The sequence below is a fragment of the Actinosynnema sp. NPDC059335 genome (genome assembly GCF_042752395.1).
GTDB lineage: Bacteria > Actinomycetota > Actinomycetes > Mycobacteriales > Pseudonocardiaceae > Actinosynnema.
In genome coordinates this window covers 2453-25498 of record NZ_JBHYXZ010000002.1, presented here as the reverse complement: position 1 = coordinate 25498, position 23046 = coordinate 2453, and the positions used below count along the sequence as shown (strand labels likewise).

General features: G+C 71.7%; 14 protein-coding genes, 1 tRNA gene and 1 pseudogene. 4 read left to right on the top strand and 12 right to left on the bottom strand.

Annotation, left to right across the window (positions count from 1 at the left end; translation table 11 throughout):
- Nucleotides 1-229: 229 nt before the first annotated feature.
- From ACFXGA_RS00795 to ACFXGA_RS00775, 5 genes are all read right to left on the bottom strand, one after another.
- Nucleotides 230-2545 (bottom strand): DUF6185 family protein, encoded by a 2316-nt coding sequence (locus ACFXGA_RS00795; RefSeq protein WP_378083007.1) that lies wholly within the window; start codon nt 2543-2545, stop codon nt 230-232.
- A 365-nt stretch (nt 2546-2910) separates the two neighbouring features.
- Complete coding sequence (locus ACFXGA_RS00790; RefSeq protein ID WP_378083005.1) at nt 2911-4851, bottom strand: hypothetical protein; 1941 nt, start codon at nt 4849-4851, stop codon at nt 2911-2913.
- Nucleotides 4848-5417 carry a hypothetical protein gene (locus ACFXGA_RS00785; protein ID WP_378083003.1) on the bottom strand — a complete coding sequence of 190 codons (570 nt, stop codon included), beginning with the start codon at nt 5415-5417 and terminating at the stop codon, nt 4848-4850. Before ACFXGA_RS00785 ends, ACFXGA_RS00790 begins: the two co-directional genes overlap by 4 nt.
- Nucleotides 5414-6826, bottom strand: coding sequence for a hypothetical protein (locus tag ACFXGA_RS00780; protein WP_378083001.1), 1413 nt, complete (start codon nt 6824-6826; stop codon nt 5414-5416). Before ACFXGA_RS00780 ends, ACFXGA_RS00785 begins: the two co-directional genes overlap by 4 nt.
- Nucleotides 6827-7509: 683 nt before the next feature.
- A complete protein-coding gene (locus ACFXGA_RS00775; RefSeq protein ID WP_378082999.1) occupies nt 7510-8010 on the bottom strand; it encodes a hypothetical protein in 501 nt (166 codons plus the stop codon).
- Between ACFXGA_RS00775 and ACFXGA_RS00770 the strand changes: the two are divergent.
- Nucleotides 7891-8583 (top strand): annotated as a pseudogene (locus ACFXGA_RS00770) (recombinase family protein); the annotation flags it as partial. The gene ACFXGA_RS00775 and the pseudogene ACFXGA_RS00770 sit on opposite strands and share 120 nt — an antisense overlap.
- A 678-nt stretch (nt 8584-9261) precedes the next feature.
- Here the strand turns inward: ACFXGA_RS00770 and ACFXGA_RS00765 are convergent.
- A tRNA-Leu gene (locus tag ACFXGA_RS00765) sits at nt 9262-9344 on the bottom strand.
- Between the two features lie 335 nt (nt 9345-9679).
- Between ACFXGA_RS00765 and ACFXGA_RS00760 the strand changes: the two genes are divergently transcribed.
- The gene (locus ACFXGA_RS00760; protein ID WP_378082997.1) at nt 9680-12670 is read left to right on the top strand and encodes a family 16 glycoside hydrolase; all 2991 of its coding nucleotides are present in this window, start codon (nt 9680-9682) and stop codon (nt 12668-12670) included.
- Between the two features lie 46 nt (nt 12671-12716).
- Here the strand turns inward: ACFXGA_RS00760 and ACFXGA_RS00755 are convergent, their stop codons facing one another.
- Complete coding sequence (locus tag ACFXGA_RS00755; protein ID WP_378082995.1) at nt 12717-15494, bottom strand: BTAD domain-containing putative transcriptional regulator; 2778 nt, start codon at nt 15492-15494, stop codon at nt 12717-12719.
- A gap of 67 nt (nt 15495-15561) precedes the next feature.
- Complete coding sequence (locus ACFXGA_RS00750; RefSeq protein WP_378082992.1) at nt 15562-16149, bottom strand: arginine deiminase family protein; 588 nt, start codon at nt 16147-16149, stop codon at nt 15562-15564.
- A gap of 198 nt (nt 16150-16347) precedes the next feature.
- On the opposite strand from ACFXGA_RS00750, the gene ACFXGA_RS00745 reads away from it, so the two are divergent.
- The gene (locus ACFXGA_RS00745; RefSeq protein ID WP_378082991.1) at nt 16348-17268 is read left to right on the top strand and encodes an MBL fold metallo-hydrolase; all 921 of its coding nucleotides are present in this window, start codon (nt 16348-16350) and stop codon (nt 17266-17268) included.
- 3 nt (nt 17269-17271) lie between these two features.
- Here ACFXGA_RS00745 and ACFXGA_RS00740 read toward each other — a convergent pair whose 3' ends face one another.
- From ACFXGA_RS00740 to ACFXGA_RS00725, 4 genes are all read right to left on the bottom strand, one after another.
- Complete coding sequence (locus tag ACFXGA_RS00740) at nt 17272-17406, bottom strand: hypothetical protein (protein ID WP_378082989.1); 135 nt, start codon at nt 17404-17406, stop codon at nt 17272-17274.
- A gap of 326 nt (nt 17407-17732) precedes the next feature.
- Nucleotides 17733-18938, bottom strand: a complete 1206-nt coding sequence (locus tag ACFXGA_RS00735) for a hypothetical protein (protein ID WP_378082986.1) — start codon at nt 18936-18938, stop codon at nt 17733-17735.
- A 79-nt stretch (nt 18939-19017) separates the two neighbouring features.
- Entirely contained in the window at nt 19018-20472 is a 1455-nt protein-coding gene (locus tag ACFXGA_RS00730; RefSeq protein WP_378082984.1) for a class I adenylate-forming enzyme family protein, read from the bottom strand.
- A 50-nt stretch (nt 20473-20522) separates the two neighbouring features.
- Nucleotides 20523-22010, bottom strand: a complete 1488-nt coding sequence (locus ACFXGA_RS00725; protein ID WP_378082982.1) for a glycosyltransferase — start codon at nt 22008-22010, stop codon at nt 20523-20525.
- Nucleotides 22011-22414: 404 nt separating this feature from the next.
- Here ACFXGA_RS00725 and ACFXGA_RS00720 point away from each other — a divergent pair.
- On the top strand, nt 22415-23046 hold a 632-nt coding region (locus tag ACFXGA_RS00720), incomplete at its 3' end, for an alpha/beta fold hydrolase (RefSeq protein WP_378082979.1).

Sequence of the window (23046 nt, the reverse complement as noted above, 5' to 3'; positions counted from 1 at the left end):
TAGATTGGTGCGTGACCTGTCTAGAAGTGAAACGCTGTCGGGGTTGCTGTGGCGATGAATAGAGCGAGTTTCTTCCTTCTTTCTCGTGCGGACTTCCGCATTTTCTTGGCGGCTGATCGGGTGAAATCTGTGATGCTGAAGTGGCTGGTCGTACATAGTCGATCGCTCCAATCCGATCGACCCGCTGATATTTGCGGTATGCACCCTGTCTGGTATCCGGTGTTCCGGGTCATCGGCGTGTGAGTTGGGTTGGGTCGATGGTGGGGAAGGAGGCGTCGCCGCCGGTGAGGGCGGTCCAAATGGCCAGCACCGCGGCGGCCAGGGTGATGCCTTCGATGAGCCAGCGGGGCAGTCCTTCCAGGCCGAGGGCGGTGAGGAGGCGGTGCAGCCGGCCGGAGCGGGGTGCGTGTTCGTGCACGTCGTCGAGCGTGGCGAGGTCCAGGCGGAGGGCGACGAAGAGCAGGACCAGGGCGAACAATGCGACGTCGGCCAAGGGGATCCAGTCGGGGACGCCGTCGGAGGCGCGGGTGAGCAGGAACAGGGCTACCGGCGCTGCGGCGTAGGCGAGCACCGGGGATAGGGCCTTGGTGGGTCCGCGCTTGCCGGGCAGGTGCTGCCACGCCAGGCCGAGGGCCGCCGCAGCCAGGAGCCACTTGGCGGTTTCCCAGGCGATGGTGTCGACCAGGCCGAGCAGGACGGAGTCCTGCTGGTCGACCGACACCAGCGGGTAGGTGATCCACTTGGTGATCGTCAAGCCGGTGCCGGCGATGAAGGCGGGCAGGGCGGCCAGGCGGAGGGCGGTGCGCGCGGTGGCGGTCGGGGTGCCGCCCGGACCGGCCGCGATCAGCACGTGCACCGGCGACGGCGCGGGCCCGCGTGGTGGCCGGTCGGCGTACCACTGCTTCGCCCGGTGCCGCAGGTGTTCGGGGCGCAGGTCGTCGGTGTCGACGGCCGGGTGAGCCAGCACCGGGGTCCACAGCCTGGGCCACAACAGCCAGAACACCGCGACGGCGGCGAACCCCAGAAGCCAGGCCCACCACCAGATGCCCCACAGCGGGACGTCCCACCACATCGGACCGATCGCGAACAGCACGATCGCGGCGCCGACGGGGGACCGGTGCCCGCGTTCGAACCAGTGCTCGGCCCAGTACCGCCAGATCGCGACGGCGGCGATCAGCAGCGTCAGCCACGCCGCCTCGTCGAGCAGGTCGAGCGGGTAGTACCGGTAGATCTGCGCGGTGTCGCGGAACAGCGGCGGGTGGTCCAGCCACTGCTGCCGCTCGCGGTTGACGATCCTGAGCAGCAACTCCTCTAGGATCAGCACGGCCGCCGACACCGCTCCGACCCACCACAGCCACCGGGGCGTGTCCCTGCGGCGGCGCAGCAGCACCAGCAGCGCCTTGCCCACACCCACCACCAGCACCAGGCTGATGGTGAAGGCCGTGGTGGCGGCTGCGGCGTCGGTCAGCCAACTGCGCCCGGCCGACCGGCCCGGAACGGTGAGGGCCAACGCGGCGGCACCGAGGGCGAACAGCACCACCACCGCCGTCCGGGGCAGCCACCACAGCAGCGCCGCCGAGGCGAGCAGCACCAGCAGGACGACATCCGCGCCCCAGGCGATCACCGGCCAGGCGGGGGCATTGGCGGGCAGCACGGCATCGGTCACGGCCTGCGCGCCCGCCAACACCACGAGATAGGGCAGCGGGCGGACCGCCCGGCGGGCACGGCGGGCGGACACCGACTCGAACGACGCGGCCGGTCCCCGCGGCGCGCGGACGTGCCACCGCACGACCAGGCAGAAGGCCAGCGCCGACAGCCAGTACGCGCCCCAGGCGAAGGGCTTGTGCACGCGGTCGGCAGCCCGCGTGGTGACGGTGCTGCGCGTGTCCGGACGCAGCTCGGCCGACACCACCCGGTAGTCCGACGAAGCCGTCATCGCGCCGTCGCGGGAAGCGGCCGGCACGGACCGAGGCCACCGCAGCTCCGACCCGTCCAGCTCGGCCGACTGCCACGGTCGTGGTGCGGACAGCCACCCGTGCGGGGCGGTCAGCGTGACCTCCCAGGCGGCGAACCGCAGTCCGGCCGGGGAGTCGACGGCCAGCCGCCACGGCCGACCGGTCGTATCGACCTCGACGCTGGTGAAGTCGGCCCAGGCGGTGGACTGGTGCACGACGTCCGTGGTCGACCGGTGGGTGACGACCACGGCCCCGTCGCGCAGGACGACACCGGGCGGCGAGTCCCGCACCTCGAACGGCGACCGGTCCGGCCCCAGCAGGCACGCGAACGCGGTGCGGCCGTGCCCGCTCGCGGAGCCGGCCAGCAGGCTCTCCGTCCCGGGCACCGTGCGCGGGACCGTGATCCGCACATCGCTGGTGATCCGCGGGTAGTCCAGCCCGGCCACCGCCACCCGCACCCGCAGGTCCACCTCCGCACCCCGGAACGTGCCGGGATCGCACGTCGACGGCAGCCCCCGGTCCGGACCGCCCGGCGCCGCGAACCATCCCGCGCCCACCACCGCGACCACCGCCATGGTCAGGACGAACAAGACGGTAGGTAACCAGCGGGGCAGCCACCTCGAGGAAAGCCGCCACCCTGACAGGCAGAGGGCGACCAACGCGCGCGCTGGCGGTCCGGGACGCCGCAGATGGTGAGTCAACGCGGCAATCGAACGCCGTACGACACGCAAAGGATGTTGTCGCAGTTCAGCCAGGAGGACGCGGCGGGCACGGGCACGACGCGGAGACAATCCCACAGAACGACCTCACTACGGGGAAGACACAGCGAACACGGCGACTATCGGTACGGACCCCGTTCGCGTTAGCCGAGCTGCGATTCTCTCATCGATGAGGAAGGCCGTACTGCGATCCCGGCGCTGCATGTCCGTGTGGCTGTGAGTCAGTTCCGCTGGCTTCAGGCGTCGTCCGCTTCATCGATCTCACCGTGGATGGTGGTCACTCTTGCAGGACCGGGATGCTCGATAGTGGAAACGGTGGGGTGGTCGTAGTCGAAAACGATCTGAGCGTAGTGATTATGATAGGTATCGGGCAGTTCATTGTCGGCGATGATGACCTGGAGTCGCCCCGGCAACACGCCGACCTGAGTGGTCAGTCTGCGGTAGGTGGCCTCTGTGAGGTTGGTTGCGGTGTTCAACGCGAGCCGAGGGCTGTCGATGAGCAGAAAGGCTGGGTAGGCGGTCTCGGAGTGGCGCATGGCGACGGCAAGCAGAGAGCACCAGTAAGCGACCTGGGTGGCAGTCGTTACTCCGCCGGAGAGTTGGTTGTTCGCGGAGAAGACTTGCCCGTTGATGACCGGGAGATACTTCCGGTCGTCGATGGCGGCGGTGACGATGGTCGGGATCCTCATGGCTCGGACAGTCGCATCGAACTCCTCGCTCATCTCGGCGATGAGGGAAGTGCGGCGCTGCTCCAGAACGGATTGAGCCTGTTCGAGGCGGCTGAGTGCGGTCTCGCGTTGTACACGCAGGGCGTTGGTAGCGGCTTCCAAGTCCGCGACCTGATCCCACTGTCGCAGGATCGACTCCCAGTGTTCCTGGTCTGCCCGGGCCTTGGCCACTTGTTGGGAGGCGTCGCTGAAAGCTTGCAGGCGCGGGGTGATCCGTTCCGCGGTCCGCCTCTCCAGAATCTCGTTGAGGTGCGTGATGAGCCGCTCGCGTTCGGCGATCGCGCCGGTGACGGCGTCCTGCTGAGCCGTCAGCGCGGCGAGCTGCTCCTCCATCTCGGTCAACTGCTCGGTGAGCTGACGGATCTCGTACTGGTCCAGCTCCTGGTTCGCCGAAACCGGATCATCCTGGAGGCACAACCTGCAGGCATTGGCGGGTGCGGTTCGCTGTCGCAGCGACTGCATGCAGCGCGGGCAGACGGTGAACTCGATGTCGGCCAGGCGCTGTCCTGCTTCACGCATGCGGTTCAGGCGGTCGAGGTCGGCCTGTACGCGGCGATGCTCCGCCGTGTACTCGGCGTGACGGCGTGCCAGATCGGTATGTGCGGCGCGGGTATCGGCTAGGCCGCGTTCTGCATCGGTGAGCAGATCGCGCAACGTCCGGGTCTCCCGGTCGGAAACCGGGTCGAGGGATTCGCGCAGCTTGGCGAGCTGGTCTTCGGCTTCCGCCTGGGCCGCCTCGGCGAGGTCGAACTCGAGTTGGGCTTGTTCCCGGCCGCTGGTACCGCTGTCCCGGAGGAACTGCACCACGGTGCTGTGCTGGGTGTCCGCAGTCTCGATCTCACCTTTGAGTCTGCTGATCGTCGAGCGTAGAGCGAGGATCTCGGCATCGGTCAGTCCGAACAGGAGCTCGAAGACCGCTCTGCGCTTGGGTTCCCGGTAGTTCTCCTGGCTGTGGGCGATGTCGCGGTTGATCTGGCTTTGAGGGATGTAGAGGTAGGTCAGGATGTCGGCGAAGGTGATGCGGGCACCCTCGCGTGTGCTGTTGCCGCCTGCGGCGGCGCGCATGTCGTCGGGTAGACCCAAGCACTCCATCAGGAGGGTGTTCAGGGAAGGCTGGCGTTTGTCGCCGATGTGGTGGTCGGGTCGGCGTTCCTCGGTGATCAGGTCGGTGACGCGGACTGTTCCGCGTTTGGCCTTGTCCAGGCTGCGGGTCAGTCGCAGTCGTTCGTCACCGATCCATACATCGAGGCTGACGGACTCGATGTGGTTGACCGCCACCGGCGCCAGGATGGCATCGGTGCCGAACCCGAACTTGATCAGCTCCAGCAGGGTGGTCTTGCCGACGCCGGTGGGACCGGCCAGGACGGTGAGGTCGGAGGTGAACTGGTACTCGACGGGACCGTCGGTGGTGGTCAGGCCCACGGCGTCGATGCGGAAGCGGACGGTCACCGGATCACCTGCCGGTGTGGGCGGTCCATCAGATCAGCCAATCGTTGGTAGATGAGGTCTTTCAACGCGTTGCCGGTCATGCCGGTGGAGGCTTCGGCGATCGCTTCGCCGCGTTCGGCGATCTCGGCCCACTGGTTGCCCGCTGTCAGTTGCTCCGCCAGGCGCCTTCCAGCGGCGGTGGGCGTGACGGCCACGCTGCCCTTGCGAGCGGAGGTGTAACGCAGGAGCCCGCGGCCGATCAATGCGCCGAGGATGGCGTAGTACCGATCGTCCCAGGGGCCGTACTTGTAGCGTGTCATCGGGGCTTCGACGTCGGTGGGGGTGGCGATGTCTTCGGGGGCCAGGTGCAGGCGTGGGTCCCGTGCGTTGAGGCGGTCGAGTACCTCGGGTGCCAGGGCCGGGTAGCGCAGTAGGAAGTCCAGTTTGGCCAGCTTGGTCAGACCGTCGAGTTTTCTGGCGTGGCCCGTGGTGTTGGAGACGGCTGTGACCAACAGCAGGACCCGAGCTTGGTGGTAGGCGAGGTCCTCGCGCAGTAGCGCCAGCTCGGTTTGGTCCAGGTCGGTCATGACCCGGCCTCCCGTTCGGCGCGCAGGCGGTCGATGACGGCGTCGACGTCGAACCGCGGTCCGAACCACACCTTGCAGCGACCCGCCAGGTCGCAGATTCCGCCCAGCGCGAGGTCGGAATCCATACCCGTGAGCAGCTTGTCTTCAAGAGCGTCCACCTCCACCTGCAGGCGACGCCATAGGGCCACCCCTTGAGGTTGAGCGGACTCAGTGGCGTGATCACTGATCCTCTGGAGCAGCCGCTCGAACCGCTTGCGTTCCACTCGGGCCGTTGCCTCGCCGCTTTCGCGGTCACGCCAGTAGTCCTGGTAGTCGCCCCGTAGGCTCAGGGCGCGTTCCACGGCGTTGTCCGAGCAGCCACCAGCGTTCATCTTGACCGCCAGACGGGAAGTCAACGGCATCCGCGGCAGGGGTTCGTATCCACCGGGGATCATCAAGGCGGTGCTGATGGCCACCTCGATGTCGCTCATCGTCACGGTGCGTGCTGCGATCGTTCGCTGCATCTCTGGTGGGATCGTCGAGGAAGTGGCACCGCGCTGCAGGACGATCGGCAACTCACCGGCCGGCAGCGGTCCTCTGGCCTTCATCCGGGCACGGAACACGGTCAACACCGCTTCCCATACCGCTCCCGGCGAGCAGGTGGCACCCATCCGATCGAGCACCGGCTGGACGTACATGCCCGGAGCGGCGTAGCCGACGTGATCGCGCTGGACTCGTTTCTCGGCAATAGTGAGAGCGGCCAGGAAGCGGGCGACCTCGTTGTTGCGCTCCTGCTCGGCGACCGGGTGGGACACGACGTTGCCCGACGAATCCCTCCCCGTCCACCTTTTCTTAGTGTGCTCGCAGTGAGTGGTGATGGACTCACGCAAGTCGGCGACGACGTTGGCATGCTCAGGGCTCGTGATTACCGGTTTCCCGGTAGCGCGCATCCCTCGGAAGTGCTCGGCGGCAGTCAGCAGCTGCTGAGGTCGACCGTTGCCGAGACCGCCGGAGGTCACCAGTCGACACGACGGCGTTTCCTTCATGGCGGCCCATCGGTTGAACAGGTGTGCCAGGCCGCCATCGTCGGCGAGCTTGTTGATCGTGGTGTAGGCCCCGGCTGAGGGGTCGCGGTGCTTGCCCGACACCAACTCGACGTCGTCGCCCGACAGTAGGACCCAGTCTTCCTGCCATTCGCACAATACCTGGTCCTGACAGTCTGGCCGTAGTCGCCCGTCATCTCCCAGGGCATCGCGGTACAGAGCCAGGCCGTCTGCCGCCGCCATCGCCGCCTGCCAGTCGTAGCGGTCGGCCGTGTTGGCGCCGGAGTCGTCCAGCTGGGGAACCGCTTTGAGCAGCTCAGCCGCCGTCACGTCCGTCGAAGTCGGCTCGACAGCGACCGGCTGGGCGGCAACGGGCTCGGATGACACGCGGCGACTATATGTTCCGGTCACCGGGCATACGGCTGGCCCAACGGATTTTCACCCGAATGTCGTCGCATGTAGCTCATGTCCATCATTCCCAATCACGGTATTGCACTTTTGTCAATCTGATTGATCGGATCGGTATAACCCGCGATGTGGCTGGACCGTGCCCTGGGGGTGATGACATGGTCACTACCGTCTGTGTGCATTCGGTATGTATCCGTAAACAGGCCGTGTTCTCTTTGCTTCAAGTTGAGTCAACCCAGAGTCAACCCGGCCGAGTGGTGTCCTGTCCGTGCTTACGTGCGAAGCGGGCCCCCTTCCCCTGAGAAGGGGAGCAGGACTACGGAGAGGGCGGGCCGTCGAAGCGCGTCACCCAGATGGTGGGCGATGCCTATGGGTCCTGCTGTCGTCAACTGCTCCCTGTGGGTGAATCCGGCATGAGGCGCTGTCGGACACCGTCACTGCGGCGGTGGTGCCGCGTCACCTCGGCACGCATCTCACTCTCCGACACCAAGGACCGACCGTCGATGACCGTGTCCGCCCCTTTCCGGCCTGCGACGCTGGCCGAGTGGATCGCCGCCACCATCCCACCGGGCATTCCCGCCCTGGACGCCGCCCCGGCCGGGGTGTTGAAGTTCCTGTTCTACGGTCGGGCCTCGACCGCCGAGCATCAGGATCCGCGCACCTCACGGGCGTGGCAGTTCGACGTCGCCCGCAGGCTCACCGCCGGGCACGGCACGATCGTCGGCGAGTACTTCGAGACCGCCTGCTCCCGCCAGGTGCCCTGGCCACAACGACCCCAGGCCGCAGCCCTGCTCCGCGCGATCGCCGATCCTGCCAACCGGGTCGACGCGGTCGTGGTCGGCGAGTACGAACGGGCCTTCTTCGACAACGCCCAACTCGATGCCCTGCGCGTGGTGCTGGAACGGCACGGCGTGCAGCTGTGGCTGCCGGAGGCGGGTGGTCTCGTGCGGTTCGGCAGTCCTCTGCACGAGGCGCTGCTCACGGTGCTCGCGGCCCGCTCGCAGGCCGAGGTGGTCCGTTCTCGGCACCGGGTCACGATCGCCATGCGGATGCAGACCGTCGAGCAGGGCCGCTACCTCGGTGGCCGGCCACCGTACGGCTACCGCCTCGTCGACGCGGGAGCCCACCCCAATCGTGCCCTCGCGCGCCGCGGCGTGCGGCAACAGCGCCTGGAACCCGACCCCGCCACCGCGCCCACCGTGAAACTGATCTTCGCGTTACGCCTGGCCGGGCACAGCACCGCCCGCATCGCCCGCCACCTCAACGAACAGACGACCGTGGGACCCTCCGGCACCGACCCGGACCGCAACCCGCACCGCTCCGACCACGGCTGGTCGCTGCGCAGCGTCGCCGAGATCCTGCGCAACCCCCGCTACACCGGGCGCCAAGTGTGGAACCGCACCAGCGCCGACCGCGCCCAACGTTCGGCGACAGGCCGGCGCGCCAGTGTCCGCAACGACCGCCACGACTGGGCCGTCTCCACCGGCATCGCCCACACGCCACTGGTGTCCGAGCACGACTTCCTCACCGCCCAGACCGTTGACACTGAGCACCGCGACACCGAGCACGGGAAACACGTCTACGTACTGTCCGGAAGGCTTCGGTGCGGGCTGTGCGGTCGACGTCTGGACTCCCACCGCGTCCACGACCGGCCCGCCTACCGCTGCCGCCATGGACACATCAGCGCCCGCACCCGTCCCGAGAACGCGCCGCGCAACCTCTACCTGCGCGAGGACCAACTACTCACCCGCATCGGCAAACACCTCATCGAGGCGGGTATCACCACCGACCCCACCCCCGAGCAGACCATCCGACTCGTCCGCGAACTCGACCTCGTCTTCCTCTGCGACACCACCGGCATCACCCTCGTCGACCGGGGCACCAGCCCACCGCGAACGAGAAGGCCGCGCGGACGCACCGCCACGGCGGCACAACGTCAGTCCGGCGCCGACCAACTCGTCCTGCACCTAAAACCCGAGCCGGATGTCCCGGAGACCAGCCCTCCCGGCACGCCCGCCGAGCCACCAGACACTGCCCGGTCCAGGACACGCCGTACCCGACACGCAGGTCAGCGGACCCGAAAGCGAACCCCGCACCGCGCGCCATCACGCCGCCAACCACCACAGGACCGGATGTCCCTCGCCACCGGCAACGTCATTCGATCGACGGACACCGTCCGATCCGACATGGAAGGAAGACGCGACGCCGCGCGAACCGACAGTGCGGGGGAGCGGCAGAAGCGGAGACGAGGCGTCAGGCGATGCCGGACACTGCCGGCACCGACCGCACCCCTACGACGTGCCTCGAGCCGCAGAGGTGGCAGTCCGTCACACCAGCCGGAGCAACCTGCGAAAACACAAAGCCCCACGCCGCCTCCTGATAGACTCAGGGAAAGCTTCGTGGGGCAATTGATGTGTCCGAGGGGGGACTTGAACCCCCACCCCCTTGCGGGGACTAGCACCTCAAGCTAGCGCGTCTGCCATTCCGCCACCCGGACTCGGCTCTCGCCGTGGTGTGTGCATAGATTACATGATCGTCTTCCGTGGTCCAAATCGGGGTCGGTTGTTGGGGTTGTGGGTGGGTTTTTGCTGGTAGCGGAAGTGTGAGTGGATCATGGGTCGGGTGGTGGCGGGGTGGGGGGTGGTGGGGGTGGTTGATCAAGGTGGCGGGTGGGGCGACTTATGCTTGAACTGGACAAAAGTTCGGTCAGATTTGACGAAAGTTCTGGACTTGCCTGGTCAGGGGCTCGTAGCGTTCAGGCTCCCTGCAAAACCGTGCGACGACGACGTCGGTCACGGCGTGGTCGTCCCTGTCCCTGCCAGGAGCATGGATATGAGATGGACAGCGCGATGGACGCGGACCTCGGGGTTTGGGCTCTTAGCGGCATCTTTGGTGATCGGCGCGACGCCGGCGGTGGCGGATCCGCGCAGTGATGTGGTTCCTCCGCAGGAGCCCGGGGTCACCTTGAGGGTGTTCGACGTGCAGGTCGGGTTGGATCGGCTCTGCACGTTGAAGCCCGCGCAGACGCCCAACGTCGACAAGCTCATGCCCACGATCGACTGGACGACGACGGAGCAGTTCGGGTTCGCCGATCGGTTCGTCGTGCAGGTCACGGGCAACATCAACGTCACGCAGGCGGGCGCGTACACGTTTCGGGTGCTCAGTGACGACGGGTCTCGGCTGAGCGTCGACGGCACCGTGGTGGTGGATCACGACGGGTTGCACGGGCCGGATCCGAAGGACGGGACGGTCAACCTGTCGGCCGGGTACCACTCGTTGTTGATCGATCACTTCGAGCGGGACGGTGGTCAGCAGCTGACTTTGCAGTGGAAGCCGCCGGGGGCGTCGGGGTTCTCGGTGGTGCCGAACTCCGCCCTGAGCACGGATGCCGGGGTGGTCCGGGTGACGGCCCCCGGCCGGAAGGACTGCGCGACGACCGGTGATTCGCCCGGTGACGGGTTGCCGCTCAACGCGGTGCACCCGGACTTCACGGTGACCAACCTGCGCCCGTCGGGGTTCCAGCCGCGGGTCAGTGCGATGGATTGGTTGCCGGACGGCCGGTTGGTGATCGCGACCTGGGACGGCAAGAGCACGGACACCGGCGAGTTGTGGGTGCTCGGGAACGTCACGGGGGCGACGTCGCCGGATCGGGTCACGACGAAGCGGATCGCGACGAACCTGCGGGAGCCGATGGGGGTGAAGGCGCTCGACGGTCGGCTCTACGTGTCGCAGAAGCACCAGCTCACCGAGCTGACGGACACCAACGGCGACGATGTGGTGGACCAGTCGCGGGCGGTGGCGACGTGGCCGTACGGCGGGAACTTCCACGAGTTCGCGTTCGGGTTGCTGTACCAGGACGGGTTCTTCTACCTGAACCTCTCGGTGGCGATCAACACCGGTGGGGCGACGACGAACCCGCAGCCGGCGGTCAACCGGGGGACGACGGTGAAGGTGAACCGCTCCACCGGGCAGGTCACGTACCTGGCCGGTGGCCTGCGCACGCCCAACGGGATCGGGTGGGGGCCGGAGGGCGGCATGTTCGTCACCGACAACCAGGGCGGTTGGTTGCCCGCGTCGAAGTTGGTGCACGTCAAGCAGGACCGGTTCTTCAACCACTACACGAACCCGGCCGGGCCGTTCGACGCGAACCCGGTCACGGCTCCGGTGCTGTGGTTGCCGCAGAACGAGATCGCGAACTCGCCCAGCACGCCGTTGCACCTGACGACGGGCCCGTACGCGGGGCAGATGGTGTTCGGCGACGTCACGTACGGCGGCCTTCAGCGGGCGTTCCTGGAGAAGGTCAACGGGGAGTACCAGGGTGCGGTGTTCCGGCTGACGCAGGGCCTGGAGGCCGGGGTGAACCGGATCAGCCTCGGCCCGGACGGCGCGATCTACGTCGGCGGCATCGGCGACGGCGGGAACTGGGGCCAGGACGGCAAGCTGCTGTACGGGTTGCAGAAGCTGACGCCGAACGGCGGCCGCACGTTCGACCTGCTGGCGGTGCGGGCGATCGCGGGCGGGTTCGAGTTGGAGTACACGCAGCCGTTGTCGGCGGAGACGGCGGCGGGGTTGGCCGGTCGTTATCGGGCGACGCAGTGGCGGTACGCGGCGACGCCGTCCTACGGCGGCCCCAAGGTGGACCAGGAGAGCCTGCGGGTGGCGTCGGCGGCCCTGTCGGCGGACGGGCGGAAAGTCACGTTGAAGCTGGACGGGCTCAAGGCCGGGCGGGTGGTGCACCTGCGGTCGCCGCGGCCGTTCACGTCGAGCACCGGGGTGCCGTTGTGGAGCACCGAAGCCTGGTACACGGTGAACAACCTGGTCGGCAGCGCGCCGTCGCCGACGCAGTTGTTGGAGGCGGAGAGCGCGGCGCTGTCCGGTGGCGCGGGGGTCAACACCGATCACACCGGCTACTCGGGCGCGGGGTTCGTGGACGGGTACGGCACGCAGGGTGCGACCACCCGGTTCGCGGTGAACGCGTCGGCGGCGGGGGCGCACACGGTCGGGTTGCGGTACAGCAACGGGCCGAACCCGTCGTCGGGGACGAAGACCGTCAGCGTGCACGTCAACGGCGCCAAGGTGCGGCAGGTCGCGTTGGCGGACACGGGCAACTGGGACACGTGGGCGACGCACACCGAGTCGTTGACGTTGCGGGCGGGGGCGAACACGATCGCCTACCGGGTCGACAGCGGCGACATCGGGCACGTGAACCTGGACTACCTGACGGTCACGCCGGCGCAACGGGTCGTGCTCTACAACGGCGGCGGCACGGAGCAGTGGCGCAACGCCGACGGCAGCGCGCCGTCGTGGCCGGTGGCGAACGGGTCGATGGAGGCGTTGGGCGGGGACATCCGCAGCCGGCAGGTGTTCGGCGACTTCCGGCTGCACCTGGAGTTCTGGCTGCCGAACCTGCCGTCCAACGTCACCGGGCAGCAGCGCGCCAACAGCGGCGTCTACCTCCAGGACCGCTACGAGGTGCAGATCCTGGACAGCTACGGCAAGCAGCCGTTGGCGGCCGACGACGCGGCGAGCATCTACCTGAAGCGGGCGGCGTCGCCGAACGCGGGCACGGCGCCGCAGACGTGGCAGACCTACGACATCACGTTCCGGGCCGCGCGGTACGACGGCTCGGGCGTGAAGACGGAGAACGCGCGCGTCACCGTGGTGTGGAACGGGGTCACCGTGCACCAGGACTTCGCGATCGACGGGCCGACCGGCGGTGGCGCGGCGGAGGGGCCGAGCACGGGTCCGCTGCGGTTGCAGGACCACGGGGATCCCGGTGAGAACGTGCGGTTCCGCAACATCTGGGTGGAGCCGCTGAACTAGCGGCCGGCGCGTCCCGGGTCGTCGTGGCGGACGGTCCGGGGCGCGGTCAGGTCGTGCCGAGGTCGCCCAGGCGTCGCCGGACGCGGTCGACGTCGGCGGCGCGGCCCTGGTCGCGGTACAGCTCCAGCGCTTCCTGCCAGGCCGCGCGGGCCCGGTCGGTGTGGCCGAGGGCGGCGTGGGGCTCGGCCAGGTGGTCGAGGGTGCCGGCCACGCCGACGGCGTCGCCCAGGTCGCGGAACAGGGCCAGTGCCCGCTCGTAGTGCCCGACGGCCTGCCGGTGGCGGCCGGCGTGGTGCTCGATCCAGCCGAGGCTGTGGTGGATGTCGGCCTCGCTGGCGGTGCTGTGGTGGCGGCGGTTGGCGGTCAGGGCGGCCAGGCAGTGCTCGCGGGCGGTGTCGTAGTCGCCCAGGCGGACGGCGTACCAGCCGACCTGGTTGAGCGCGCGGACCTCGCCGACGGTCTGGTCGAGCGCGCGGTAGAGGTCCAGGGCCGCGCGGGCGTGGGCCATGGCCCGCCGGTCGTCGCCGCGGCGTTCCCAGGTCCACGCGAGCTGGCGGTGGGTGTTGGCCTGCTCGGTCGGGTCGCCCTGCCGTTCGGCCACGGCGAGTGCCCGGTGCAGGTGGTCGGTCGCCCGGTCGTGGTGGCCGAGGTAGGCGTGGGAGACGCCGAGGTGGCGGTGCACGAGGGCGGGCGGGTCGGGCAGGCTCGCGGCGAGCGCCGCCTGCCAGAGCGCCAGGTTCTCGTGGGTGTGCCCGCGCCGGTAGTGGAACGTGTAGAGGGTCCACGCCAGTTGCCACACGACGTCGCGCCGCCCCGGGGCGGCGGCGACCGGTTGGGGGGCCAGGACGTTGGCGTGCTCGGCGTCCAGCCACGCCATCGCCTCCGGCAGGTCGGCCGGTGGCCGCGCGGGGACGCTCGGCGGCGGCAACGCGACCGGTTGCCGGTCGGGTTCCAGGAGGCGGTCGGCCGCGGCGGCGGTGTGCAGGTAGAAGTCCACGACCCTGGTCAGGGCCGCGTGCCGCGTCGGATCGGGCAGGTCGCGGGCGGTGTCGGCGGCGTAGGCGCGGATCAGCTCGTGCATGCCGTAGCGGCCCTGCGCGTCGCGGTGCAGCAGCGAGGCGTCTTCGAGGGCGAGCAGCGCGCGGCGCGTGTCCGGCACGGGCAGGCCGGTGAGGGCGGCGGCGGCGAACAGGTCGGTGTCGGCTCCGGGGGCGATGCCGAGCAGGGCGAAGACCTCGCGCCGGTCGTCGGGCAGGGCGCGCACGGACCAGGACAGCACGGCGGGCAGGCTGGCGGTCGGGTCGCCGGTGTCGAGCGCGTCCAGGCCGAGGTCGCGCAGCTCGGCGGCGAGCACGGCCAGCGGCAGCCGGGGCCGGGTGTGGGCGTGGGCGGCGACGACGCTCAACGCCAGCGGGAAGCCGCCGCTGAGCTTGATCAGGTCGTCCACGGCCTTGGCCTCGCTCTCGACCCGGTCCACGCCGAGGCGGGCGGTGAGCAGGGCGCGGGCGTCGGCGATCGGCAGCACGTCCAGCGCGAGGTGGTGCGCGCCGTGGCCGCTGATCAGGCCGGGCAGGTGGTTGCGGCTGGTGACCAGGACGGTGCACGTCTCGCTGCCCGGCAGCAGCGGGGTGACCTGGTCGGTGTCGGCGGCGTTGTCCAGCACCAGCAGCACGCGCCGGCCCGCGACGAGGCTGCGGAACAACGCGGCCTGCGCGTCCGGGTCGGCGGGGCGGCGTCGCGGGTCCACGCCGAGGGCGTCGAGGAAGTTGCGCAGCACCGCGGCGGGCGTGACGCGGTCGCCGGTGGGGCCGAAGCCGTTCAGGTCGGCGAAGAGCTGCCCGTCGGGGAAGCGGTCGCGGTGCGCGTGCGCCCAGTGCAGCGCCAGCCACGTCTTGCCGATGCCGCCCGCGCCGCCGATCGCGGAGATCAGCACGGTGGCGGCGTGGTCGGCGACCTTGAGCGCGGTGTCGAGGCGGTCCAGCTCGTCCAGGCGGCCCACGAACGGCGCGGGCGCGGCCGGGAGTTGGCGGGGGACCGGTGTGCGGGTGTCGCCCGGGGCGGCGACGGGCTCGGTGGTGAGGATGCGCTGGTGCAGGCGTTGCAGTTCGGCGCCGGGGTCCACGCCCAGCTCCCGCGCCAGGCTCGTGCGCAGCCGCCGGTAGTGCTCCAGGGCGTCGGCCTGGCGACCCTCGCGGTACAGCGCGAGCATCAGCCGGGCCGTCACGCGCTCGTCCAACGGGTCTTCGGCGGCCCGCGCGGTCAGCGCCGGGATCAGGTCGCGGTGCCGGCCGCACGCCAGCGCCCAGTCGACGCGGTCGGCCTCGGCGGCGGCGCGGTCGAGCCGTAATCGCTCCCGCACCGACCGGGCCCAGGGCGTGTCGCTCTCGGCCAGCGGCTCTCCCCGCCACAGCGCCAACGCCCGCTCGACCAGCGCCAGGGCCTGCTCGGGGTCGTCGGTGTCGCGCGCCCGGGCGTGCAGGCGGGCGAAGCGGTCCACGTCCACGGTGTCCGGGTCGACGGTGACGACGTAGCCGGTGTCCCGGCGGGTGATCGTGATCGGGGTCGGCGCCAGCGCCCGCCGCAGGTTGGACAGGTAGGTGCGCAACGCCGCCCGCGCCCGCCCCGGTGTCCGCCCGCCCCACACCCGGTCGACCAGGGTGTCCGCCGGCACCGGACGGTTGCGGTCCACCAGCAGCGCCCCGAGCACCGACCGCTGCCGGGCGTGCCCCAGCGGCACCGGCACGCCGTTCAGCCGGACCTCGACCTCGCCCAGCACGCCGACCAGGACATCGCGCGACCCCCCGTGACCGCTGTTGTCACCCACCACTCCTCTTTACCGAAAGCGGCGAAGCGGATCAACGACGGTGGTGCGCCGGCGGGACGGGGGCCGCTCAGCAGTCCACCGGTGTTGCCGCTGTCCCACTGGCGGCGTAGGCGTCGCCGCCCGTCTCCACGACGCGCAGCCCCGGCAGGTTCAGCGCGTCGGCGACCACGTCGACGAACGACAGCTTCTCCACGGTGACCTCGATCGGGTCGCCGGGGCGCAGGGTGAACGTGTGGATGCCGTGCACGATGTTCGGGAACGTCGTCACGCAGTCGCGGTCGGCGAAGGTGAACACCGTGTCCAGGCGCATGGCCGCGCGCGGCTTCGGCATGCCCGCCACGATCACGCGCTCGGCGGCGCCGCGCTCGAACAGAATGGCTGCGAGCTGGGTGATGGCCTGGCGCGACGACCGCTCGCTCATCCCGATCAGCACCACGCCGTTGCCGACCGGCATCACGTCGCCACCCTCCAACGTGGACAGTCCCCACGAACGCTCGGGGTCGCCCCACCACACGGTCGAGCCGACGAAGTCGGGGTGGAACCCGGAGACCGCCTTCATCGGCAACGTCTCGTCGTGCCGCGCGGGCCAGTACAACGGCCCGAGCACCGAGACGATCAGGCCCGCGCCGATGAACGCCGAAACCCACGCGCCCACGACTCCAGCACGCCCATCATCGACGGCTGCCGCAGCCCGGAGAGGTCTTCCTTGCCCAACGCGCCGTAGGACAGATCCGGCCCGGCCCGGCCACGGGTAGGTCGGGGTCGGCGGACCCGCAGGGCCACGGCCGGGGCCGACGCCCACTCTCCCCGTTCGGGTGATGGGTGTGCGCGGCTGGGCGCTAGATTGCCGATCATGACGACGGAACCGAGCCTGTGCGAGCTGGCGCCGGGCGTGCACGCCTGGGTCCAGCCGGACGGCACGTGGTGGATCAACAACGCGGGCGCGGTGCACGCCGGGGGCGACGTCGTGCTCGTCGACACCTGCGCCACCCGCCGCCGCACGCGGCTGTTCCTCGACGCCGTGCGCGACGCCACCGACTGCGCGCCGATCCGGTCGGCCGTGAACACCCACCTGCACGGCGATCACGTGTACGGCAACGCCCTGCTGCCCGACTCGACCGCGATCGTCGCGCACGAGCTGACCCGCCAGGGCATCCTCGCCGACTTCCTGCTGGCCGACACCCCGCCGCTGTGGTCGCCGACTCCGGACTGGGGCGTGGACGCCGTGCGCCCGCCGACGGTCACGTTCCGCGACGAGCTGACCCTGCACGCCGGGGACAAGCCGGTGATCGTGCGCCACCCCGGTCACCCGGCGCACACGGCGGGCGACGCGGTCGCGTGGCTGCCGCAGGACCGCGTCCTGTTCGCCGGCGACCTGGTGTTCAACCGGGTCACGCCGCTGATCGTGATGGGTTCCGCCGAGGGCGCGCTGCGGTCGCTGGACTGGCTGCGCGCGTTCCGCCCCGAGCACGTCGTGCCCGGCCACGGCCCGCTGGTCACCGGCGCGGAGTTCGACGCCGTGCTCGACACCCACGCGCGTTACTACCGGTTCGTGCTGGCCACCGCCGAGGCGGGCATGGAGCGGGGGCTGACCCCGTTGCAGGCGGCGCGGGAGGCGGACCTGGGCGAGTTCGCCGACCTGCCCGACGCGGAACGGCTGGTGCTCAACCTGCACCGCGCCTACGCCGACGCGGCCGGGCGCGAGCTGGACGTCGTGGCCGCGTTCGGCGACGCCGTGGCCTACCACGGCGGGCCGCTGGCGTGCGCGGTGTGACGGTCACCAGCGGGTGGTGACCGGCCAGGTCGTGCAGAGCACGGAGGCCGCCACGAACGCGCCGCCCTCCCGGCGGCTCGACCGCCGCCGGGTGAAGAACGACGGCACGCACACCAGCGCGGTCGCCACCGTCGGCACCGGGTAGGGCCGGCCACCATGGGGATCGGGCGCGGGCCGGCGGTCGGCGCCCGCCCCATAGTCGGCGGCCCGCCCCCCCCCCCCCCCAACCCGGCGGAGGGGGGGGCCCGCGGGGGGGGGGTGGGGGGGCACCCCCCGCGGGCCCCGGGGTCGGGCGCCCCCCCTGGGGGCGGGGGGGCGGGCCGGGGGGGGGCCCGCCCCCCATCGTCGGCGGCCGGCCCGCCCCCCCCGCAACCGGGACGTCGGGTCGGCCACCGGGTGGGGGAGTGGGGCGAACCCCCGCGCGGGGAGGGGCGATCCGCCGGTGGGCGGAACGGTGGTCGGGGTCAGAGTTGGCCGGTCGGGAGGCGCCCGGCGGTGAGGGCGGCGACCTGCTCCGGGGTGAACGGCGGGTCGAGCAGGTCGGCCCGCTGCGCGTGGCAGCGGAACATGTCGGCGATGTAGTGCATCCGGTCCGGCAGGTCGGCCCAGTCGCGGGCGGCCGTGTCGAGCAGGCTGTCCGGGGTCGGGTCGACCGTGCGCAGCAGCGCCAGCAGGTCCGGGTCGACCAGTTCGGCCAGCAGCGGCGGGAAGGTGGCGCGCAGGTCCTCGGCCAGGTCGAGCAGTTCGCCGCCGGGCAGCGCGAGCGTCATCAGGTGCCGGGTGACCGCGCGGCGGGCCAGCGCGCGGGCGTGGTCGGCCAGCCGTTCGGCGGCGACGCGCACCGGCGTGCGCCTGCCCAGCACGGTCAGCAGGGCCAGCCGCAGCCACTTGACCACCCGGTTGCCCGGCAGGAGCAGGTCGAACAGGCGGCGTTCCAGGTCGCGCGGGTCGATCACGGGCGCTTCCAGGGCGGCCGCGATCTCCGGTTGCAGCCGGGTCTGCTCGTGCAGGCCGACCTCGACGTTGGCCAGCAGCAGCAGTTCGGCCCGCTCCTTGGCGTCCGCGGTGAACCGGGCGCGGTGGTAGTGGGTGAACGCCTGCCGCAGGTAGCGCTGCCCCTCCGGCGGCTCACCGGGGCGCAGCCCGTCCACGAACCGCGTGATCCGCTCCTCGTCGTAGGCCGGGGCGTCGGCGAACTCGGCCAGGAAGCGGGCGAACTCGCGGGCGATCTCCTCGAACACCTTGAGGTTCCCGCGCGCCGCCGCCGCACCGGCCGCGTCCAGCCGCGCGGTCGTCACGACGGCCTGGCGCACCAACCGCTCGACGCCCTCGACCGCGTGCTTCGGCACGGCCCGGCGCAGGCCGCCGGCCACCAGGTCCACCGCGGCGGCGGCCTCGGGGGAGGACCGCAGCAGCCGGTCCAGCACCCGGACCAGGTCCTCCTGCCGGATGGTCTGCCCCACCTGCTTGGACGCCCACACCGCGAACGTGCACCAGTTGGCCCACCCGCCGGTGGTGCCGGCCAGCGCCCGGGACAGCTCGTGGTAGCAGTGGGTGATCCGCAGGTTCCGCACGACCGGGTCGCCGTCCGCGGCGATCCGGTCGACGTCGGCGACGGTCGGCGGGACGCCACCGCCGAGCCCGTGCAGGTGCCCGCTGGTCTGGGTCATGGACGCGGCCTTCCTCCCCCTGGGGTGTACACGTGGTTGGTCGTCGCGGACGCGACGAATGTGACACCCCGGGGTCGGATCAGGGCCGCCAGGTCCGCACCACGTGCCGGCGCAGCTTGCCCGAGCCGGTCCGGGGCAGCGACGGCACGAACACCACCTCGCGCGGCACCTTGTACGCGGTCAGGTGGGCGCGGACCAGCGCGATCAACGAGTCCGCGAGCGGCCTCTCGATCTCCGGCGGCCCCTCCTCGCGCACCACGTACGCGCACAGCCGCACCGACCCGTCGTCCAGCGTCACGGCGCACACCGCCGCCTCGCGCACCATCGAGTGCCCCAGCAGCAGGTGCTCGACCTCCAGCGGGTGCACCTTGATGCCGCCGACGTTCTCCAGGTCGTCCAGCCGCCCGGTCACGCGCACGTAGCCGTCCGCGTCGATCGAGGCCAGGTCGCCGGTGGCGTACCAGCCCCGGACCCGCCGGGCCCGGCCGTCGAGGTCCACGCCCGCCGTGACGGTCGGGCCGCGCACCTGCAACCGGCCGAGCACGTCCGGCTCCACGGGCTCGCCCGCGTCGTCCACCACCCGCACCTCGAACGGCGGCAGCGCCCGCCCCACCGTGTTGAACCGCCGCGCGGACCGCGTGTTGTGGGTGAACGCCTGACCCACCTCGGTGCTGCCGATCCCGTTGAGCAACCGGTCGCCGAGCAGCTGCGTCAACCGCTCCTCCAGCGCCGGCGCCAGCACCTCCCCGCCGGTCGCGGCGAGGCGGAGGCGGGCCAGCCGGTCGCCGCCGGGGTGGTCGACGAGCCTGCGGTAGAACGCGGGCACCGCGAACAGCGCGGTGACGTTGTACTTGTCCAGGATCGCCAGCACGTCGTCCACCAGCGGCGGCTCCGGGTTCAGCACCACGCGGCTGCCGCTCATCAGCGGGAACAACAGCGAATTGCCCAGGCCGTAGGCGAAGTGCATCTTCGACACCGAGTGCACGACGTCGTCCGGGCCCAGCCCGAGCGCGGCCACCGCGAACGACCGGTGGTGCACCGCCGGGTCGCCGTGCAGCTGCGGGCACAGGCGCGGCACGCCGGTCGTGCCCGAGGTGAACGTCGCGTACACCTGGTCGTCCGGCGCGCGGGGCGCCACGGGCGCCGGGGCCGCGCCCTCCAGCTCGGCGAACGTGGTCGCCGGGGACCCGGTGTCGGGCGGCACGTCGCGGTGGCGGCGCACGACCAGCGCGGGCCGGGCGGCCACGAGCACCCGGCGCAGCTCGTCGGGGTGCAGCCGCGGGTTGACCGGCACCGCCACACCGCCGGCGTGCACCGCGCCGAGGAACGCCAGCACGAAGTCCGGGCCGTCGTCCAGCACGAGCGCGACCCGGTCGCCGGGCCGCACGCCCCGGTCGACCAGCGCGCCGGCGATCCGCGCGGCGCCGTCGTAGACGTCGGCGTGCGTCAGCATCGCCCCGTCGACCTCGTAGGCCGGGCGGTCGAGCCACCCGCCCGCGTCGGCTCCGGCGCGCAGCGCCTCGACCAGGTTCATCCCACTGCTCTCCCTGCTCCCGCCCGCCCGTGCCGCCGGGCGGGGACGTGTCACGAACCCGCGCCGGACCGGTCCGGCGCGGCGACCTCCGAACGCCACCCGCGCACCAGGCCGAACACCCCGGCGACGGCCGCCCACCCGGTCAACGGCGGCGGTCCGCCGCGCAGCGCGCCCACGAAGTCGGAGTACGCGCCGCCCACCGGCGGCACGTCGAGGTCCGCGACGCCCTCGACCGACACGCGCAACCGCGGCGCGCCCCGGCCCAGCCCGACCGTCCCGGCCACCCCGCCCGCCACCGCCTCGGCCCGCACGCCGTCACGGGTCGCGGCCACCGTCCGCACCGCGGTGACCGGCACGCCCAACACCCGTTCGACGGCGTCCAGCGCGTCCGCGCCCAGCTCCGCGACCAGGTCCGCGCCGGGGTGCTCGACCCGCACCGCGAAACCGCCCGGCACACCGCCGCCCTCGCTCACCGCCTTGCGCAGCGCGGTCAGCTCCGGGTGGTGCGCCCAGGGCAGGTCCACCGAGCACCGGTCGGTCGCCACGTCGGCCAGGTCGACGGCCGCCTTCCTGCCCAGCAGCACCGGCAGCGCGCGCCGCGACGCGGTCGCCACCGCGGCGGCGTCCGGCAACGCCACCACCACGCCCTCCGCGGGCACGGTCTCCACCAGCCGCACGGCGTCCCGCAACGCCCACGGCGCGCCGTGGGCGCGGGCGGCGGGCAGCAACGCGCGCACGTCCGGATCGGCCACGCCGACCACCCGCACCCCGTCCACCACCCGCACCCCGTCCACCACCGGCACGTCCCGCGCGCCGACGAGGACGACCCGCACGTCGGCGGGCTCCGCCGAGGCCGGCGCCCGGTCGCCGGCGAAGAAGCTCACGTCGGTCGCCCCGGGCTCGGCGGCCACCCACGCGCGCGGCCGGTCCAGGTCGGAGTGGTCCTTGTGGACCGGCACCCACTCCAGGTCCGCGGCGGGGTGCGCCGGGCCGGCCGCGAACACCTCGCGCCACCGGCTGCGGATCACCCTCGTGTGCCGCTTCCAGATCGGCAGCTTGTCGTCGGCGCTCAGCGGCTGCCCGCGCCCGGCCGGGCCGATCCGCCCGTCCGCCGTGGACACGCCGCCCGCGCACTGCACCAGCGCCCCGTCGCCGGGGTAGAGCAGCAGCGGCGGCACCGCGCCCAGGCCCGGGTCGGCGGCCGGCTCGGCGGCGAGCACCTCCACCACGTCGAGGTCGTCCACCAGCACGTCGTTGTCCAGGAAGAACAGGAACTCGCCGCGGGCCGCCGCCGCGCCGACGTTGCGGCGTTCGCCGCCGCCCCGGTCGTCCTCGTGCCGCAGCACGGTCAGCGGACGGGGGTACGCCGGCCGGGCCAGGTGGTCGGCGGTGCCGTCGTCGGACCCGTTGTCCACCACGACGACCTCGAAGTCGCCGGAGGCGCGGGCGAGCGAGGCCAACGCCCGGCGCGTGCACTCCCAGCGGTTGCGCACCAACATGACGGCCGAGACCAGGCCCGGTACCGGGGTCGGGTTCACGCCGCGCCCTTCAGCGGATGGGAGTCGTCCTGCCGCGCCACGCCGCCGCGCTTCGTGGGCACGACGTGCGGCGGGGTGTGCCCGCGGCCACGGCGGCACCGCCGGTCGCCCGGTCCCCCGCGGTGGGCACGGGCCGCGACGGATACCGCGATCGTGCGGAAGAATCCCCGGGCACCACCCGCCTCCCGGCGGGCCGGATCGTTCCAGGCGCCGATCGTAGGGATCGGCCCGGACCCGCGCCAGACCGGGAATCGGATTCCCGAAGGGAAGACCGTGGACCACACCGCCGCACCCGCGACCCCGTACGGTCCCTACCCGATCGGCGCGCCGGGACGACCGGCAGCGCCCATTCGGACGGCGTTGTTCTGCCACGCTGCGGGTTTCACCGGGCTCGTGTGGCGCTCGTGCGTGAAAAGCTGCGCACCCCGCTGCGCGCCGCCGCGCTGGACTTCCGCGGCCACGGCTCCGCGCCGCCGCTCGCGCCGGACGCCGACTGGGGCGTGTTCGCCGACGACGTGATCGCGGCGGCCGGTGCGCTCGCACCCGGACCGGTGACCGGCGTGGGCCACTCGCTCGGCGGCACGGCCCTGCTGCTCGCCGAGGCCCGCGCGCCGGGCACGTTCGAGCGGATCGTCTGCTACGAGCCGATCCTGGCGACCACGCACGACCCCGCCTTCGCCGAGGCGGCGGCCCGGCGGCGGGCGGTGTTCCCGTCCCGCGCCGAGGCGCTGGCCCGCTACTCCACCCGGCCGCCGCTGTCGCTGCTCGCGCCGGACGTGCTGCTCGACTACGTCGACTCCGGCCTGGCCGACGAACCGGGCGGCGGCGTGCGCCGAGCTGCCCTCCGGCCGGTACCGGGAGGTGCCCGACCTCGACCACCTCGGCCCCCTGGTCCGGCCCGACGTCGTCGCCGACGTGCTCGACGCGCTGTTCGCCGAGAACGAGGAACGGTCCGCTTGACGGTCCTCAGTGGACGACTCGGGGCGGGGGGGGCCCCCCCCCCCCCCACCCCCCCCCCCCCGGGGGGGGCCCCACG

Coding starts and splice junctions, on each gene's coding strand:
- ACFXGA_RS00785 (WP_378083003.1), bottom strand. CDS start 5,417: ATGACCGACCTGGACCAAACCGAGCTGGCGCTACTGCGCGAGGACCTC.
- ACFXGA_RS00730 (WP_378082984.1), bottom strand. CDS start 20,472: ATGAACCTGGTCGAGGCGCTGCGCGCCGGAGCCGACGCGGGCGGGTGG.
- ACFXGA_RS00760 (WP_378082997.1), top strand. CDS start 9,680: ATGAGATGGACAGCGCGATGGACGCGGACCTCGGGGTTTGGGCTCTTA.
- ACFXGA_RS00735 (WP_378082986.1), bottom strand. CDS start 18,938: ATGACCCAGACCAGCGGGCACCTGCACGGGCTCGGCGGTGGCGTCCCG.
- ACFXGA_RS00745 (WP_378082991.1), top strand. CDS start 16,348: ATGACGACGGAACCGAGCCTGTGCGAGCTGGCGCCGGGCGTGCACGCC.